This window comes from Streptomyces sp. NBC_01381, assembly GCF_026340305.1.
GTDB lineage: Bacteria > Actinomycetota > Actinomycetes > Streptomycetales > Streptomycetaceae > Streptomyces.
Window position 1 is genome coordinate 1,142,347 of the sequence record NZ_JAPEPI010000002.1, and the last position, 17,206, is coordinate 1,159,552.

Below are 17,206 nucleotides of genomic sequence, written 5' to 3' on the forward strand. Positions count from 1 at the left end.
TCTGTCCTCGCAAGGTGCTGCGTAACGATCATTGGCGTAATGATCATTGTGCGTCACGCGCTTTCCGCCTTGTGAGTTGCCTGCTAACGCACGTGGTCGGGCTGCCCATGTCAGCCGCTTGTCCAGATCGATTGTCCAGATCTGCAAGGGACGCTTCGGCGTCCCTTCTTTCTTGCCCCCGTGTCGCCCGGTTCCTTTACCGTCTGATGTGCCCTGCATCTTCATGGGTGAAACGGTCAGTGAAAGGTAGAGTCCAGCGGCGTGCACCTCAAGGCCCTCACCCTGCGCGGTTTCAAATCCTTCGCGTCGGCCACGACGCTGAAGTTCGAGCCGGGCATCACCTGCGTCGTCGGACCCAACGGCTCCGGCAAGTCCAATGTCGTGGATGCGCTCAGCTGGGTCATGGGCGAGCAGGGTGCCAAGTCGCTGCGCGGCGGCAAGATGGAGGACGTCATCTTCGCCGGCACCACCGGGCGGCCGCCGCTGGGCCGGGCCGAGGTGTCCCTCACCATTGACAACTCCGACGGTGCGCTTCCCATCGAGTACGCGGAAGTCACCATCACGCGGATCATGTTCCGCAACGGCGGCAGCGAGTACCAGATCAATGGGGACACCTGCCGGCTCCTCGACATCCAGGAACTGCTCTCCGACTCCGGCATCGGCCGCGAGATGCACGTCATCGTCGGGCAGGGCCAGCTCGACGGGGTGCTGCACGCCGACCCGATGGGGCGCAGGGCCTTCATCGAGGAGGCCGCGGGCGTCCTCAAGCACCGCAAGCGCAAAGAGAAGGCGCTGCGCAAGCTCGACGCGATGCAGGCCAACCTCGCCCGCGTCCAGGACCTCACCGACGAACTGCGGCGCCAGCTCAAGCCCCTCGGGCGGCAGGCAGCCGTCGCCCGGCGGGCCGCCGTCATCCAGGCCGATCTGCGCGATGCCCGGCTGCGGCTCCTCGCCGACGATCTCGTACGACTCAGAGCGGCGCTGCAGACCGAAGTGGCGGACGAGGCGGCGCTCAAGCAGCGCAAGGACGCCGCCGAGGCCGAGCTGAAGAAGGCGCTGCAGCGCGAGGCCGAGCTCGAGGACGAGGTGCGCCGCCTCACGCCGCGGCTCCAGCAGGCGCAGCAGACGTGGTACGAGCTGTCGCAGCTGGCCGAGCGGGTGCGCGGCACCGTCTCCCTCGCCGACGCCCGGGTCAAGAGCGCGACCGCCGCGCCGCCGGAGGAGCGCCGTGGCCGCGACCCCGAGGACATGGAGCGCGAGGCCGCGCGGATCCGCGAGCAGGAGGCGGAGCTGGAGGCCGCTCTCGAAGCTGCCGAGCACGCGCTTGAGGACACGGTCGGCCACCGTGCCGATCTTGAGCGGGAGCTGGCGGTCGAGGAGCGCCGCCTCAAGGACGTGGCGCGGGCCATCGCGGACCGGCGCGAGGGGCTCGCGCGGCTGAACGGCCAGGTCAACGCGGCGCGCTCGCGGGCGGGCTCCGCGCAGGCCGAGATCGACCGGCTCGCCGTGGCCCGTGACGAGGCGGGGGAGCGCGCCGTCGCCGCCCAGGAGGAGTACGAGCAGCTCAAGGCGGAGGTCGACGGGCTCGACGCCGGGGACGCGGAGCTCGCCGGGCGGCACGACGAGGCGAAGCGTTCCCTCGCCGATGCCGAGGCCGCGCTCACCGCCGCGCGGGAGGCGGCCACCGGGGCCGAGCGCAAGCGGGCCGCGGTCGCCGCCCGGCACGACGCGCTCGCGCTCGGGCTTCGCCGCAAGGACGGCACGGGAGCGCTGCTCGCCGCCAAGGACCGGATCGTCGGGCTCCTGGGGCCCGCGGCCGAGCTGCTCACCATCGCTCCGGGGTACGAGGTCGCGGTCGCCGCGGCTTTCGGTGCCGCGGCGGACGCGATCGCGGTGAGCACCCCCGCATCGGCGGCGGAGGCGATCCGGCTGCTGCGGAAGCAGGACGGCGGGCGGGCCGCGCTGTTGCTGGCGGGGGCGCCGGACGCGTGGGACGCAGGACGCGGCGGTTCGGCGGGCGCGCGCGGCGCGGAGTCGGGGGGTGCGGGCCGGCGTGGTGCGGGGGTGTCCGGTGGTGGTGTGCGGGCCGACGGTGGCGACGCGGGGGCGCTTGGTGATGGCGTCGAGTCGGATGGTGCGGGGTCGGGTGGTGCGGGCCCGCGTGGTGTGGAGGTGTCCGGTGGCGGTGTGCAGGTCGGCGGTGGCAGTGCGGAGGCGCTGGGTGGTGGCGTCGGGTTGGGCGGTGGGGAGTCGGGCGCTGCGGGTCCTCGTGGTGCGGCCGGTGGCGGTGTGCAGGTCGACGGTGGCAGTGGAGAGGCGCTGGGGGGTGGCGTCGGGTCGGATGGTGCGGGGTCGGGCGGCGTGGAGTCGGGGGGTGCGGGGCAGTGTGGACCGGAGGCTCCAGGTAGCAGCGCCCGAGTGCAGGCGCTGTCCGCTCAGCCCGGCGGTGGCCCCGATGGTGCTCGGTCCGTAGCCGCCCAAGGTCCGCCCTTCGTCGCCGAACTGGTGCGCGGCCCCGATGAGTTGATGCCCGCCGTGCGGCGGCTGCTGCGGGGCGTGGTGGCGGTGGGGACGCTCGAGGACGCCGAGGATCTCGTCTACGCACGGCCCGAGTTGACCGCGGTGACCACCGAAGGTGACCTGCTCGGGGCGCACTTCGCGCAGGGCGGGTCCGCGGGTGCGCCCAGCCTCCTGGAGGTGCAGGCATCCGTCGACGAGGCCGCGGCCGAACTCGCCGAGCTCGGCACGGCCTGCGAGCGGCTCGCCGATGAACAGCACCTCGCGGGTGAGCGGCGTAAGGAAGTGGCCGATCTCGTCGAGGAGTTGGGCGAGCGCAGGCGCGCCGCCGACCGGGAGAAGTCGGCCGTGGCCCAGCAGCTCGGCGCGCTCGCCGGGCAGGCGCGCGGCGCCGCCGGTGAGGCCGAGCGCAGTGCCGCCGCCGCGGCCAAGGCGCAGGACGCGCTGGACAAGGCGGTCGAGGAGGCCGAGGAGCTGGCCGAACGGCTGCTGGTCGCCGAGGAGGCGCCGGCCGAGGAGGAGCCCGACACCGCCGTGCGCGATCGGCTCGCCGCCGACGGGGCCAATGCCCGGCAGACCGAGATGGAGGCCAGGCTTCAGGTCCGTACCCATGAGGAGCGGGTCAAGGGGCTTGCGGGCCGGGCCGATTCGCTCGACCGGGCCGCGCGCGGCGAACGCGAGGCACGCGCGCGTGCCGAGCAGCGCAAGGCCAGGATGCGGCACGAGGCGGCCGTCGCCGACGCCGTCGCACGCGGCGCCCGGCAGCTGCTCGCGCACGTCGAGGTCTCTCTCGCACGGGCCGATGCGGAGCGCGGTGCCGCCGAGCGCGCCAAGGAGGTCCGGGAGCGGGACCTCGTCGCCGAGCGGAATCAGGGCCGTGATCTCAAGGCCGAGCTGGACAAGCTGACGGACTCGGTGCACCGGGGCGAGGTGCTCGGCGCCGAGAAGCGGATGCGGATCGAGCAGCTGGAGGCCAAGGCGCTCGAGGAGCTCGGCGTCGAGCCGGCGGGCCTCGTCGCCGACTACGGCCCCGACCAGCTCGTGCCGCCCTCGCCGCCCGCCGAGGGCGAGGAGCTGCCCGACGACCCGGAGCACCCGCGCAACAAGCCCGTGCCGTACGTCCGCGGTGATCAGGAGAAGCGGCTGAAGTCAGCCGAACGGGCGTATCAGCAGCTCGGGAAGGTGAACCCGCTGGCGCTTGAGGAGTTCGCGGCGTTGGAGGAACGCCATAAGTTCCTGAGCGAGCAGCTCGAGGACCTGAAGAAGACGCGCACCGATCTCCTGCAGGTGGTGAAGGAGGTCGACGAGCGCGTCGAGCAGGTCTTCACCGAGGCCTACCGGGACACGGCCCGGGAGTTCGAAGGGGTCTTCTCGCGCCTCTTCCCGGGCGGTGAGGGACGCCTGATCCTCACCGATCCCGACAACATGCTCGCCACCGGTGTCGATGTCGAGGCGCGCCCGCCGGGCAAGAAGGTCAAGCGGCTCTCGCTGCTTTCCGGTGGTGAGCGGTCGCTGACCGCCGTGGCGCTGCTCGTTTCGATCTTCAAGGCGCGGCCCAGTCCCTTCTATGTGATGGACGAGGTCGAGGCCGCGCTCGACGACACCAACCTGCAGCGCCTCATCCGCATCATGGAGGAGCTGCAGGAGGCCTCGCAGCTCATCGTGATCACGCACCAGAAGCGGACGATGGAGGTCGCGGACGCGCTGTACGGCGTGTCCATGCAGGGCGACGGCGTATCCAAGGTGATCAGCCAGCGGCTTCGCTAGCCCGCTGCGCACTCTCTTCACTGGGTCGTCACTACTTCAAGACTTGAACGAACCTCACCTCACGCGTGCCTGAAATTCACAGGAACCCAGGTATTGACTTCGAAACTTGAAGGCATAGTCTCTGCAACGTTGCTTTTACCTTCAGGTGGTGGGCGGCGTGAAGTTGTGCGCCACTTGAAGTGCTCGCCCCCACCCCCGGCAATGCAGCCGGTGGCCCGAGGAGTCCATGTGACCAGCACAACGAAGGCGCCGCAGCCCGAAGGCAGAGAGGCCAAGCCGGACCATCTCGGCCACGTCATCTTCATCACGGCGGCAGCCGCGATGGGTGGCTTCCTCTTCGGCTACGACAGCTCGGTGATCAACGGCGCGACCGTCGCCATCCAGGACCGATTCGACGTCGACGCGAACACGCTCGGCTGGATCATCGCCACCGCGCTGCTCGGCTGTGCCGTCGGTGCCGCGGTCGCCGGACGCATCGCCGACCGCATCGGCCGCATCCGCTGCATGCAGATCGCCGCCGTCCTCTTCGCGGCGAGCGCCGTCGGTTCCGCCCTGCCGTTCGCGGCCTGGGACCTCACGATGTGGCGCTTCATCGGCGGCATCGGCATCGGCATGGCCTCCGTCATCGGCCCGGCCTACATCGCCGAGGTCGCCCCGCCCGCGTACCGAGGCCGCCTCGCCTCCTTCCAGCAGGCCGCGATCGTCATCGGCATCGCCGTCTCGCAGCTGGTCAACTACGGCATCCTGAAGCTGGCGGACGACGACCAGCGCGGTGAGCTGATGGGCCTTGAGGCCTGGCAGCTGATGCTCGGCGTCATGGTCATCCCGGCCGTCCTCTACGGCCTGCTCTCCTTCGTCATCCCCGAGTCGCCGCGCTTCCTGATCCAGGTCGGCCGTGACGTCGAGGCCAAGAAGGTGCTCGGCGAGGTCGAGGGCCACAAGATCGACCTGGACGCGCGCGTCGCCGAGATCCACCACGGTCTGGTCAGCGAGCACAAGCCCTCGTTCAAGGACCTGCTCGGCAAGGTCGGCTTCCTGCCGATCGTCTGGGTCGGCATCGGGCTCTCGGTGTTCCAGCAGCTCGTCGGCATCAACGTGATCTTCTACTACTCGAACCAGCTGTGGCAGTCGATCGGGCACGACCCGAGCAGCTCGTTCCTGTACTCGTTCGAGACGTCGATCGTGAACATCATCGGCACCGTCATCGCGATGATCTTCGTCGACCGGATCGGCCGCAAGCCGCTGGCCCTGATCGGCTCCGCCGGCATGGCTCTCGCGCTGTTCACCATGGCCTGGGCGTTCTCGTACCGGACCGGATCCGGCGACACCGTCTCGCTGCCGGACGCACAGGGTCTGACCGCGATCATCGCCGCCAACCTCTTCGTGCTCTTCTTCGCGCTCTCCTGGGGCGTGGTGGTCTGGGTGCTGCTCGGCGAGATCTTCCCGAACCGGATCCGCGCCGCCGCCCTCGGCGTCGCAGCGTCCGCCCAGTGGCTCGCCAACTTCGCGATCACCAAGACGTTCCCGAGCATGTCCGAGTGGAGCCTGACCGGCTCGTACATCATCTACGGCGCCTTCGCCGCGCTCTCGATCCCCTTCGTCATGAAGTTCGTCAAGGAGACGAAGGGCAAGACCCTGGAGGAGATGGGCTAATCCCCGCTGCCCCTCCTCTGAGGAAGCTGCCCCGGTTCAAGGACCTATTCCTTGAGCCGGGGCAGTACGTTTTCGCAGAAGTGGTGCAGGCTGCGCCATCCCTCGTCGACCGGCATCCCGCCGGACAGCGGATGCAGTACGAGATTGGCGGCGCCGCCCTGTACGTACGTCACGCACTCGTCGGGCGTGAGCACGCGGTAGACGCCCTCGGCGCGCAGCTCGTCCACCGTCGTGGCGGCGGACTTCACCGCCGAGCGGATGTCCTTGGACTGCCAGGAGGCATAGGTGCGGGCCTCGTGCAAGAAGTGCTCGCCGTGCTCGGCCCAGGTGCGGTCCGGGTCGTCGGCGATGTGCAGGAGCGGGGTCTCGGCGGCGGGCATCATCGTCCAGCCCTCGGTGCCGTACTCGGCGAGGCGTTCGTTGTAGTACGCCTCCAGGTCCGGCAGATGGGCGCTCGGGAAGAGCGGCAGGCCGAGCCGGGCCGCGCGCCGGGCCGCCGCCTGTGAGGAGCCGCCGACCAGGAGCAGCGGGTGCGGCTGGGTGTGCGGACGCGGGGTGACGCGCACGGTGCGGCCGCGGAACTCGAAGGGTTCGCCGGTCCAGGCCTGCAGCAGCGTTTCGAGCAGCTCGTCCTGGAGTTTGCCGCGCCGCTTCCACTCGACGCCGAAGGCCGCGTACTCCTCGGGCCGGTAGCCGATCCCCGCCACCGTCACCAGACGCCCGCCGCTCAGCAGATCGAGTACGGCGATGTCCTCGGCGAGCCGCAGCGGATCGTGCAGCGGGCCGATGATCGCGGAGACGGTCACGGCGATGCGCCGGGTCGCGCCGAACACCGCGCCCGCGAACGTGAAGGGCGAGGGCAGCCAGTTGTTGCCGACGCCGTGGTGCTCCTCGGTCTGCACGGTGGAGATGCCCCGGTCATCCGCGTAAGCGGCCATCTCCAGGGCGGCTTTGTAGCGTTCACTCAGCGAGCCGGGTGTGGCCGCGGGATCGACGAGGTTGAAACGGACGACTGTGACGGGCATACGGAACGTCCCCCTTCACCATGGGCGGCGAAGGGGGACGTTAGTTGACGTGGTGTCAGATGAACAGTGTCCGGCGGGAGTTGCTCCGGATCAGGCGCTGACCAGCTCGGTGTCGTCGCCCTTGCCGCCGGGCGTTTCGACGGCCGGTGTGCGCGGAAGGACCGCGTACAGGACGGCCGCGATGACGATCGTGGCCAGCCAGCCGAGGCCGTTGCGGCCGACCCAGGACGTGGCGAGGGGGCCGCTGAACCAGTCGACCTTGGTGAAGAGCAGACCCATCACCAGGGCGACCGCCCACGCGGTCATGGCCTGCCAGGCGAAGCCGGCCTTGTACCAGTAGGCGCTGGTGCGCTTGGTGTCCATCAGCGCCTCGCCGTCGTACGTCTTGCGGCGCAGCATGTCGACGCCGAAGACGCCGATCCACGCGGAGAACGCGACCGCGAGCAGCGTCAGGAAGGAGATGAACGAACCCATGAAGCTGCTGGCCACGTTCATCAGCAGGTAGCCGAAGATCAGGCTGATGATGGCGTTGATGCTCACTGCCCACGCGCGCGGGACCTTGATGCCGAGCGTCATCGCGGTGAAGCCCGCGGAGTACATCGACATCGAGTTGATCAGCAGCATGCCGATCAGGGCCATCACCAGGTACGGCACCGCGATCCACGTCGGAAGCAGCTCGCCGAGGAAGGAGACGGGGTCGGCGGCCGACGACAGGGACGGCGTGCTGACCGCCATGACGGCGCCCATCAGGACCATCGGTACGACGACGATGCCGGCGCCACCGATCGCGTTGCCCACCAGGGCCTTGCTGGAGGCCGTGCGCGGCAGGTAGCGGGTGAAGTCCGGTCCGGTGGGGACCCAGCTGATGCCACCGGCGGCGATCACGCCGACGCCCGCGACCATCGCCGCGGTGGAGCCCGCCGACTCGGAGAAGACGTCTGACCACGGGGTGTTGGCGATGAGGTAGACCAGTACGAGGACGCTGAACGCGCCGAAGAGGTACGTCGCCCAGGTGTTGCAGATGTGCAGCACCTTGCGGCCGAGGCCACTGATGACGAACGTACCGGCGACGAAGGCGACCAGCGTGACGACCGTCAGCCAGGTGCTGGACTTCACGCCGAAGCAGATGTCCAGGACGACGATGATCGCGTACGCGCCCGTGACCGCGTTGATCGTCTCCCAGCCCCAGCGGGCGATCCAGATCAGGGAGCCCGGGAAGAGGTTGCCGCGCTGGCCGAAGACCGCGCGCGAGAGCGTCATGCCCGGCGAGCCGCCGCGCTTGCCCGCGATGGAGATCAGCCCGACCATGCCGTAGCTGAGAACGGGGGACACGAGGGCGACGACCAGGGCCTGCCAGAAGTTGAGGCCATTGGTCACGATGAGGCCCGCGCCCATGGTGAGCAGCAGGACGCTGATGTTGGCCGCGACCCATGTGGGGAACAGCTCGCGGGTCCTGCCGGTGCGCTCGGAGTCGGGGACGGGCTCGAGGCCGCGTGTCTCCAGGGCGCCTTCGTTTTCGGCGGTGGTGCTCATGGGGGTGGTTCCGTGCCTCTCGCTCGGATCGCAACGCTGCGAGCCGTCCGTGGGGGTGATCGCAAGGACTCTACGCGCGTTGATGCGGAGAGCTCCATCGTACTTTAGTCCGAGTAGTGCCCTCTATGGGCCTTTGTTCTTTGGAGGAAGCTACAGCCTGGGCTCGGGTTGCACCCATGACTGATACTGGGTGGGTTATGGAAATCGTCATCCTTGCTGTAGTCATCGCCGTGGTCGTGATCGGCGCGCTCGGCGGGCTCGTGATCGGCAGCCGCAAGAAGAAGCAGCTGCCGCCGCAGGCGCCGTCGACCACGCCCACCATCACCGCCCCTCCCGCCGAACCGCAGGTTGGCGACGAGGCCGAGACGCCGCGCGACGAACCGCGCCGCACGATCGAGGAGGTGGAACTCCCGGGCGCCGGAGCCGAGGCGCCGGTGGTCACCGAGGAGGCCCCCGAGGCCGCCCCGGAGATCGAGACCCCGGAGCCCACCGCAGGACGCCTGGTCCGCCTGCGCACCCGGCTCTCCCGCTCGCAGAACGCGCTCGGCAAGGGGCTGCTCACGCTCCTCTCCCGCGACAACCTGGACGAGGACACCTGGGAGGAGATCGAGGACACGCTCCTCACCGCCGACGTCGGCGTCGCCCCCACCCAGGAACTGGTCGAGCGGCTCCGTGAGCGCGTCCGGGTGCTCGGCACCCGCACCCCGGACGAGCTCCGCGCGCTGCTGCGCGAGGAGCTCATCGCCCTGCTCGGCACGCGCGAGGGCACGGACTTCGACCGCGCCGTGAAGACCGAGTCGGGCCTGGAGACGCCCGGCATCGTGATGGTCGTCGGCGTCAACGGCACCGGCAAGACCACCACCACCGGCAAGCTCGCCCGCGTCCTGGTCGCCGACGGCCGCTCGGTCGTCCTCGGCGCGGCGGACACCTTCCGCGCGGCCGCCGCGGACCAGCTGCAGACCTGGGGCGAGCGCGTCGGCGCCCGCACGGTGCGCGGCCCCGAGGGTGGCGACCCGGCGTCGATCGCCTTCGACGCGGTCAAGGAAGGCATCGCGGAGGGCGCCGATGTCGTCCTCATCGACACCGCGGGCCGGCTGCACACCAAGACGGGCCTGATGGACGAGCTCGGCAAGGTCAAGCGCGTCGTCGAGAAGCACGCGCCGCTGGACGAGGTGCTGCTCGTGCTCGACGCCACGACCGGGCAGAACGGCTTGGTGCAGGCGCGGGTCTTCGCCGAGGTCGTCGACATCACCGGCATCGTCCTGACGAAGCTGGATGGCACCGCCAAGGGCGGAATCGTTGTTGCCGTTCAGCGGGAGCTGGGTGTGCCGGTGAAGTTGGTGGGGCTTGGTGAAGGTGCGGATGATCTTGCGCCGTTTGAGCCTGAGGCCTTTGTGGATGCGTTGATCGGGGAGTAGCGCACTGCCTGGCGGGCCGCCTTCTGCTGCGGGTGCGTCGTGGCTGGTCGCGCAGTTCCCCGCGCCCCTTCGGGGCGCTCCCGCACCGTACGTGAAGAAATGCCCACCCCGGGGTGCAGCCGGGGTGGGCATTTCCGTGTGCGGGCGCCTCTAGGCCGGGGAGCGATGGGCGACGTACGCGAGCGTCCCCAAGACCAGTCGCGCCTGCGGTGGATGCGTTGCCGAGTCCAGGTCCGGGGCGCGCAGCCAGCGGACCGGGCCGAGGCCCGCGTGGTCGGACGGTGGGGCCGTGATGTGGCTGCCGGGGCCCCGGCCGTGCAGGTCGATGCCGGCGTCGTCCCACCCCATGCGGTAGAGCAGCTGGGGGAGTTCGGCGGCGGCGCCGGGGGCCACGAAGAAGTGCGCGCGGCCGTCCGGTGTGGCCGACACCGGGCCGAGCGGGAGCCCCATGCGCTCCAGGCGGACAAGGGCACGGCGGCCCGCCGTCTCGGCCACCTCGATCACGTCGAAGGCGCGCCCCACGGGCAGCAGCACGGCGGCGCCGGGGAACTGGCCCCAGGCCTCCGCCACTTCGTCGAGCCGCGCCCCGGCCGGGACCTCGGGGGCGAAGGCGAGCGGATGGGCGCCGGGGGAAGGGCAGTCGGCCGCGCCGCAGGAGCAGCGGCCGTCCAGTGCGCGCGCTCCGGGGACCGCGGCCCAGCCCCAGAGTCCGGTGTACTCGGCCACCGCGGTGCAGTCCGACGCGCGGCCGCGCCGCCGTGAACCGGTGCGGGGTTCTCTGGTCCCCCGGATGCCGCCGATCGTGAAGCCCATGCCCCCTCCAACGGGTCGAGCGCAGCGCGGTTACGTGACGGAATCGGATCGTGACCCTCTGTTTTCGGGTGGCGCTCGATGGTCAGAGGGTTGTGTGCTCGGTCATTCGCGCCCCTGAGTGCTCCGCTCCGCCCACTGTCGGTCGTCCACTGTCAAGTCAATCGCTTGTAGCGGGCGGGGAGTTCATTCGAAGGGGTGGCGAATGGTGGCGTTTCCGCGATCGCCCTCGCCGGAGGGGTGATCGTAGGATTACTTTCAGTGCACAAGCCCTGAGACTCGTGCACTCGTGGGTATGCCGGAGGCAAGTCGGTTCCCTGTTCGATGGGTGACGTTCTCCGGACGGAGAGCCGCATCGCGCGGCATTCTGGTAGGGCTTGGCGTGGGCCGTGCAAGTGTCTTGAGGAATGGGGGCGTTCCAGTGGGCGGCAATGGCGGAAGTGGTGCGAACGCTGAGAAGCGCCCAAACGAACTGCTCAACTCCTGGTTCGTGCGCAGCGGCTGGTCGAAGGGCGAGCTCGCGCGCCAAGTGAACCGCAGAGCACGCCAGTTGGGCGCCCATCACATCTCCACCGACACCTCACGGGTGCGCCGCTGGCTGGACGGCGAGAATCCCCGCGAGCCCATTCCGCGCATCCTCTCCGAGCTGTTCTCTGAGCGGTTCGGCTGTGTGGTGGCGGTCGAGGACCTGGGTCTGCGCGCCGCGCACCAGTCGCCCTCCGTGTCCGGCGTGGACCTGCCCTGGACGGGGCCCCAGACCGTCGCGCTGATCAGCGAGTTCTCGCGCAGCGACCTGATGCTGGCCCGGCGCGGCTTCCTCGGCACCTCGCTCGCGCTCTCCGCGGGCCCCGCCCTCATCGAGCCCATGCAGCGCTGGCTGGTCCCCGGGCCGACCATGCCGTCCGGCGACCCCGAGCCGGCCGCGCCGACGCGCAGGCCAGGGCGGCTCTCCAAACCTGAGCTCGATCTCCTCGAGTCCACGACGGTGATGTTCCGCCAGTGGGACGCCCAGTGCGGGGGAGGGCTCCGGCGCAAGGCCGTCGTCGGCCAACTGCACGAGGTGACGGACCTGTTGCAGGAGCCCCAGCCCGAAGCCACCGCCAAGCGGCTCTTCAAGGTCGCGGGCGAGCTGGCCGAACTCGCCGGGTGGATGAGCTACGACGTGGGGCTGCAGCCCACCGCCCAGAAGTACTTCGTGCTCGCACTGCACGCCGCCAAGGAAGCGGGCGAGAAGCCGCTCGGTTCGTACATCCTCTCCAGCATGAGCCGCCAGATGATCCACCTCGGCCGGCCCGACGACGCGCTCGAACTCATCCATCTCGCGCAGTACGGCAGCCGTGACTGCGCGAGCCCGCGCACCCAGGCGATGCTGTATGCGATGGAGGCCCGCGCCTACGCCAGCATGGGCCAGCCCGGCAAGTGCAAGCGGGCCGTGCGGATGGCCGAGGACACCTTCGCCGACGCCGAGGAGTTCGACGAGCCCGAGGCGGACTGGATCCGCTTCTTCTCCGAGGCCGAGCTGAACGGCGAGAACGCCCACTCGTTCCGCGACCTGGCCTATGTCGCGGGCCGCAGCCCCACCTACGCCTCGCTCGCCGAGCCCGTCATGGAGCGTGCCGTCGACCTCTTCGGCAAGGACGCCGAGCACCAGCGTTCGTACGCCCTGAACCTGATCGGCATGGCCACGGTCCACCTGCTCCAGCGCGAGCCCGAGCGGAGCACGATGCTTGCGGCGCAGGCCCTGGACATCGCCAAGAAGGTCCGCTCCGAGCGGGTCAACACCCGCCTTCGCAAGACCGTGGACACCGCCGTGCGGGACTTCGGGGACGTCACCGAGGTCGTACGCCTGACCGAGCGGCTCGCCGTGGACATGCCGGAAACCGCGGAGGCGGTCTGACGGCGCCCGCAAGGCTCCGGCCGCGGCAGGACCATCCCGAACAGCCCGACTCGGCTCCCCTACGCCAGGTCAACCGGATGGCCGTCGCGGCCGGTTCTGTGCGTTGTCGCAGGGTATGAGTCCGCGTCCCGCGCCACCCGGCAGTTCATGGACGCGTAACACGCACGACCTCTTCGTCACCGGTGCGAAACATCGAGGGGCGCCCCACGAAACGGCGCTGCGCCAATCTCGTGGCGCATAACGGCCCACCCCGTACCGCCCTCCCGCACGGGCCGCATACGACGACGAGGAGACGCCGATGCCCCCAGGCATCACGATCGCCGCAGACGAACTGTCTGCCGCCAACACCGGGTTCATGCTCATCTGTTCCGCCCTGGTGATGCTCATGACGCCGGCCCTCGCCTTCTTCTACGGAGGCATGGTCCGCGTCAAGAGCACCCTGAACATGCTGATGATGAGCTTCATCAGCCTGGGGATCGTCACGATCCTCTGGGTGCTGTACGGCTTCTCCATCGCGTTCGGCACCGACCACGGCAGCCTCTTCGGCTGGTCGTCCGACTACGTCGGACTGAGCGGCATAGGGCTCAACGAGCTGTGGGACGGCTACACCATCCCCGTCTTCGTCTTCGCGGTCTTCCAGCTGATGTTCGCGATCATCACGCCCGCGCTGATCAGCGGTGCGCTCGCGGACCGCGTGAAGTTCACCGCCTGGGCGCTGTTCGTCGCCCTGTGGGCCACGGTCGTCTACTTCCCGGTCGCGCACTGGGTGTGGGGCACGGGCGGCTGGGCCTTCGAGCTCGGCGTCATCGACTTCGCCGGTGGTACGGCCGTGCACATCAACGCCGGTGCCGCCGCGCTCGGCGTGATCCTCGTCATCGGCAAGCGCGTCGGCTTCAAGAAGGACCCGATGCGGCCGCACAGCCTGCCGCTCGTCATGCTCGGCGCCGGTCTGCTGTGGTTCGGCTGGTTCGGCTTCAACGCCGGATCGTGGCTGGGCAACGACGACGGCGTCGGCGCGATGATGTTCCTGAACACGCAGGTCGCCACCGCCGCCGCCATGCTGGCCTGGCTCGCCTACGAGAAGATCCGGCACGGCGCGTTCACCACGCTCGGCGCCGCTTCGGGTGCCGTCGCCGGTCTCGTCGCCATCACCCCGTCCGGCGGCTCCTGCTCGCCGCTCGGCGCGATCGCCATCGGTGCCATCGCCGGTCTGCTCTGCGCCATGGCCGTCGGCCTCAAGTTCAAGTTCGGCTACGACGACTCCCTCGACGTCGTCGGTGTCCACCTCGTCGGCGGTGTCGCGGGCTCGCTACTGGTCGGCTTCTTCGCCACCGGTGGCGTCCAGTCCAAGGCTCAGGGCCTCTTCTACGGCGGCGGCTTCGAGCAGCTCGGCAAGCAGGCCGCGGGTGTCGGCGCCGTCCTCGCGTACTCCCTGATCGCCTCCGCGATCCTCGCCTTCCTGGTCGACAAGACCATCGGGATGCGGGTCAGCGAGGACGAGGAAGTCTCCGGCATCGACCAGGTGCAGCACGCCGAGACCGCGTACGACTTCAGCGGCGCGGGCGGCGGCACCGCCACCCGCAGCGCTGCCGTGCCGACCGCGGTCCAGGAGGCCAAGGCTGCGACCGAGAAGAACAAGAAGGTGGACGCATGAAGCTCATCACCGCGGTCGTCAAGCCGCACCGGCTCGACGAGATCAAGGAAGCCCTCCAGGCCTTCGGAGTGCAGGGACTCACGGTCACCGAGGCCAGCGGCTACGGCCGCCAGCGCGGTCACACCGAGGTCTACCGCGGCGCGGAGTACACCGTCGATCTCGTACCGAAGATCCGGATCGAGGTCCTCGTGGAGGACGACGACGCCGAACAGCTCGTGGATGTCGTGGTGAAGGCCGCCCGAACCGGCAAGATCGGGGACGGCAAGGTCTGGAGCATCCCGGTCGAGACGGCGGTCCGCGTGCGGACCGGCGAGCGCGGACCCGACGCGCTGTGACGCAAACCGGCCGACTGAGCGGAACTGAGCGGGACTGACAGGAGCTGCTGGGTGACGAGTGTGGACGTACGAACCGAATCGGATTCGGAAGACTCCGGCCCCAGCGGCTATGCGGCGGCCCGGCTGCGCCTCCTCCAAGGAGAGGCGCAGTCCGGGCCGCCGCGCCGTTCGGCCCTCGCCGACCTCACGGACGACTGGCTGACCGGGCTCTTCACGGCAGCGGACGCCCCGAAGGGCGCGTCCCTGGTCGCCGTGGGCGGCTACGGGCGAGGAGAGCTCTCGCCGCGCAGCGATCTCGATCTGCTGCTCCTGCACGACGGCAGCGCGGACCCCGGCGAGGTGGCGTCCCTCGCGGACCGCATCTGGTACCCGGTCTGGGACCTCGGGCTCGCGCTCGATCACTCCGTGCGTACGCCGGTGGAGGCCCGCAAGACAGCGGGCGAGGACCTGAAGGTGCAGCTGGGGCTGCTCGACGCGCGGCACATCGCGGGTGACCTGGGTCTGACGGCCGGCCTTCGCACGGCCGTGCTCGCCGACTGGCGCAACCTCGCGCCCAAGCGGCTGCCGGAGCTGCGCGAGCTGTGCGAGGAACGGGCCGAGCGGCAGGGGGAGTTGAGCTATCTCCTGGAGCCGGACCTGAAGGAGGCCAGGGGCGGCCTGCGCGACGCGACCGCGCTGCGGGCCGTCGCCGCGTCGTGGCTGGCGGACGCACCCCGGGAAGGGCTTGCCGACGCGCGGCGGCGGCTGCTCGACGTGCGCGACGCGCTGCATCTGACCACGGGGCGGGCCACGGACCGGCTCGCCCTGCAGGAGCAGGATCAAGTCGCGGCGGAATTGGGCCTGTTGGACGCCGACACCTTGCTGCGGCAGGTGTACGAGGCCGCGCGCACCGTTTCGTACGCCAGTGATGTGACGTGGCGCGAGGTGGGGCGCGTGCTGCGGTCCCGGTCCGTGCGGCCGCGGCTGCGGGCCATGCTCGGGGGCGGCAAGGGGGCGGCGGCCGCCGAGCGGTCGCCGCTGGCCGAGGGGGTCGTCGAGCAGGACGGGGAGGTCGTGCTCGCGCGGGCCGCCCGGCCCGAGCGTGACCCGGTGCTTCCGCTGCGGGCGGCGGCGGCCGCGGCGCAGGCCGGTCTTCCGTTGTCGCTGCACGCGGTGCGCCGGATGGCCGCCACGGTGCGGCCGCTGCCCACGCCGTGGCCCGCCGAGGCGCGGGAGCAGCTGGTGACGCTGCTCGGCGCGGGGCGGCCGACCGTCGAGGTGTGGGAGGCGCTGGAGGCCGAGGGGCTGATCACGAGGCTGCTTCCGGACTGGGAGCGGGTGCGGTGCAGGCCGCAGCGGAACGCCGTGCACACGTGGACCGTCGACCGGCATCTGGTGGAGACCGCCGTGCGGGCCGCCGATCTGACGCGTCGGGTGGGGCGGCCCGACCTGCTCCTTGTCGCGGGCCTTCTGCACGACATCGGCAAGGGGTGGCCGGGGGACCACTCGGTGGCCGGGGAGATCATCGCCCGGGATGTCGCCGCCCGGATCGGGTTCGACCGGGCGGATGTGGCGGTGCTCGCGACGCTGGTGCGGCATCACCTGCTGCTTGTCGAGACGGCCACGCGGCGGGACCTCGACGATCCGGCGACCGTGCGTTCGGTGGCCGAGGCGGTCGGCTCGACGGGGACTCTGGAGCTGCTGCACGCGCTGACGGAGGCGGACGCGCTGGCCACGGGGCCCGCGGCCTGGTCGGCGTGGCGGGGGTCGCTCGTCGCCGACCTGGTGAAGCGGGTCGCGGGGGTCCTCTCGGGGGATGAGCCCGCGGGGGCGCCGGCCGAGGACGCGGCGCCCACGGCCGAGCAGGAGCGGCTTGCGGTGGAGGCGTTCCGTACGGGTGGGCCGGTGCTGTCGCTGCGGGCGCAGACGGAGGGGGAGTCGGCCGAGCCAGGGGGTGATCCGGAGCCGCTGGGGGTGGAGCTCGTCATCGCGGTGCCGGAGCAGGCCGGGGTGCTGCCCGCCGTCGCGGGAGTGCTCGCCATGCATCGGCTCGCGGTGCGGACCGCGGAGTTCCGCGCGGTGGGTCTGCCGACCGGGGGCGAGGACTCCGTGCTCCTGCTGAACTGGCGGGTCGCTGCGGAGTACGGGTCCCTGCCGCAGGCGGCACGGCTGCGGGCGGACCTGGTGCGGGCGCTCGACGGCTCCCTGGACATCGCGGGCCGCCTCGCCGAACGGGACGCGGCGTATCCGCGGCGGCGCGGGACGGTGGCTCCGCCGCCCCGGGTGACGGTGGCGTCGGCGGGGTCGCGGCTCGCCACGGTCATCGAGGTACGGGCCCAGGACGCGCCGGGCCTGCTGCACCGGATCGGGCGGGCGCTGGAGTCCGCCGGGGTGGTGGTGCGCAGTGCGCATGTGTCGACGCTGGGGGCGAACGCGGTGGACGCGTTCTATGTGACGGGGGGAGAGGGGCGGCCGCGGGCCCCGCTGTCGGGGGATCGGGCCGCGGGGGTGGCGCGGGCCGTGGAGGAGGCGTTGCGGGGGTAGGTCCGCTCTGAGTGCCCGGAAAAGGGGTAAAAGCGCAGACCCGAAGGGGCGGGGTACCCTCCAGCGCCCAGCAG

The 17,206-nt window shown here is 70.7% G+C and carries 10 protein-coding genes; 7 read left to right on the top strand and 3 right to left on the bottom strand.

Going from position 1 to position 17,206, the window contains the following annotated elements:
• The first annotated feature begins 261 nt into the window (after positions 1-261).
• Both OG453_RS26965 and OG453_RS26970 read left to right on the top strand, forming a co-directional pair.
• Positions 262-4,284, top strand: coding sequence for an AAA family ATPase (locus OG453_RS26965; protein WP_266871099.1), 4,023 nt, complete (start codon positions 262-264; stop codon positions 4,282-4,284).
• Positions 4,285-4,512: 228 nt separating this feature from the next.
• A complete protein-coding gene (locus OG453_RS26970) occupies positions 4,513-5,937 on the top strand; it encodes a sugar porter family MFS transporter (protein ID WP_266871100.1) in 1,425 nt (474 codons plus the stop codon).
• A 44-nt stretch (positions 5,938-5,981) separates the two neighbouring features.
• On the opposite strand, the gene OG453_RS26975 is transcribed toward OG453_RS26970, so the two are convergent.
• Together OG453_RS26975 and OG453_RS26980 are read right to left on the bottom strand one after the other, a co-directional pair.
• On the bottom strand, positions 5,982-6,962 hold the full coding sequence (locus tag OG453_RS26975) for an LLM class flavin-dependent oxidoreductase (protein ID WP_266871101.1): 981 nt from the start codon (positions 6,960-6,962) through the stop codon (positions 5,982-5,984).
• Positions 6,963-7,052: 90 nt separating this feature from the next.
• Complete coding sequence (locus tag OG453_RS26980; protein ID WP_266871102.1) at positions 7,053-8,495, bottom strand: cytosine permease; 1,443 nt, start codon at positions 8,493-8,495, stop codon at positions 7,053-7,055.
• Positions 8,496-8,692: 197 nt separating this feature from the next.
• Between OG453_RS26980 and ftsY the strand changes: the two genes are divergently transcribed.
• Positions 8,693-9,913, top strand: a complete 1,221-nt coding sequence (gene ftsY / locus OG453_RS26985) for a signal recognition particle-docking protein FtsY (RefSeq protein ID WP_266871103.1) — start codon at positions 8,693-8,695, stop codon at positions 9,911-9,913.
• Positions 9,914-10,063: 150 nt separating this feature from the next.
• Here ftsY and OG453_RS26990 read toward each other — a convergent pair whose 3' ends face one another.
• Positions 10,064-10,726, bottom strand: coding sequence for a bifunctional DNA primase/polymerase (locus tag OG453_RS26990; RefSeq protein WP_266871104.1), 663 nt, complete (start codon positions 10,724-10,726; stop codon positions 10,064-10,066).
• Between the two features lie 418 nt (positions 10,727-11,144).
• On the opposite strand from OG453_RS26990, the gene OG453_RS26995 reads away from it, so the two are divergent.
• From OG453_RS26995 to OG453_RS27010, 4 genes are all read left to right on the top strand, one after another.
• Positions 11,145-12,620 carry a hypothetical protein gene (locus OG453_RS26995; protein ID WP_266871105.1) on the top strand — a complete coding sequence of 492 codons (1,476 nt, stop codon included), beginning with the start codon at positions 11,145-11,147 and terminating at the stop codon, positions 12,618-12,620.
• A 298-nt stretch (positions 12,621-12,918) separates the two neighbouring features.
• The gene (locus OG453_RS27000) at positions 12,919-14,274 is read left to right on the top strand and encodes an ammonium transporter (protein ID WP_266871106.1); all 1,356 of its coding nucleotides are present in this window, start codon (positions 12,919-12,921) and stop codon (positions 14,272-14,274) included.
• Entirely contained in the window at positions 14,271-14,609 is a 339-nt protein-coding gene (locus OG453_RS27005) for a P-II family nitrogen regulator (RefSeq protein WP_135333252.1), read from the top strand. The genes OG453_RS27000 and OG453_RS27005 overlap by 4 nt, the downstream gene beginning before the upstream one ends.
• A 51-nt stretch (positions 14,610-14,660) precedes the next feature.
• Complete coding sequence (locus tag OG453_RS27010; protein ID WP_266871107.1) at positions 14,661-17,132, top strand: [protein-PII] uridylyltransferase; 2,472 nt, start codon at positions 14,661-14,663, stop codon at positions 17,130-17,132.
• Positions 17,133-17,206: the final 74 nt, after the last annotated feature.

Excerpts from the sequence above, each read along its gene's own strand:
- OG453_RS26975 (WP_266871101.1), bottom strand. The coding sequence starts at position 6,962 with ATGCCCGTCACAGTCGTCCGTTTCAACCTCGTCGATCCCGCGGCCACA.
- OG453_RS26980 (WP_266871102.1), bottom strand. The coding sequence starts at position 8,495 with ATGAGCACCACCGCCGAAAACGAAGGCGCCCTGGAGACACGCGGCCTC.
- ftsY (WP_266871103.1), top strand. The coding sequence starts at position 8,693 with ATGGAAATCGTCATCCTTGCTGTAGTCATCGCCGTGGTCGTGATCGGC.
- OG453_RS26990 (WP_266871104.1), bottom strand. The coding sequence starts at position 10,726 with ATGGGCTTCACGATCGGCGGCATCCGGGGGACCAGAGAACCCCGCACC.
- OG453_RS27000 (WP_266871106.1), top strand. The coding sequence starts at position 12,919 with ATGCCCCCAGGCATCACGATCGCCGCAGACGAACTGTCTGCCGCCAAC.
- OG453_RS27005 (WP_135333252.1), top strand. The coding sequence starts at position 14,271 with ATGAAGCTCATCACCGCGGTCGTCAAGCCGCACCGGCTCGACGAGATC.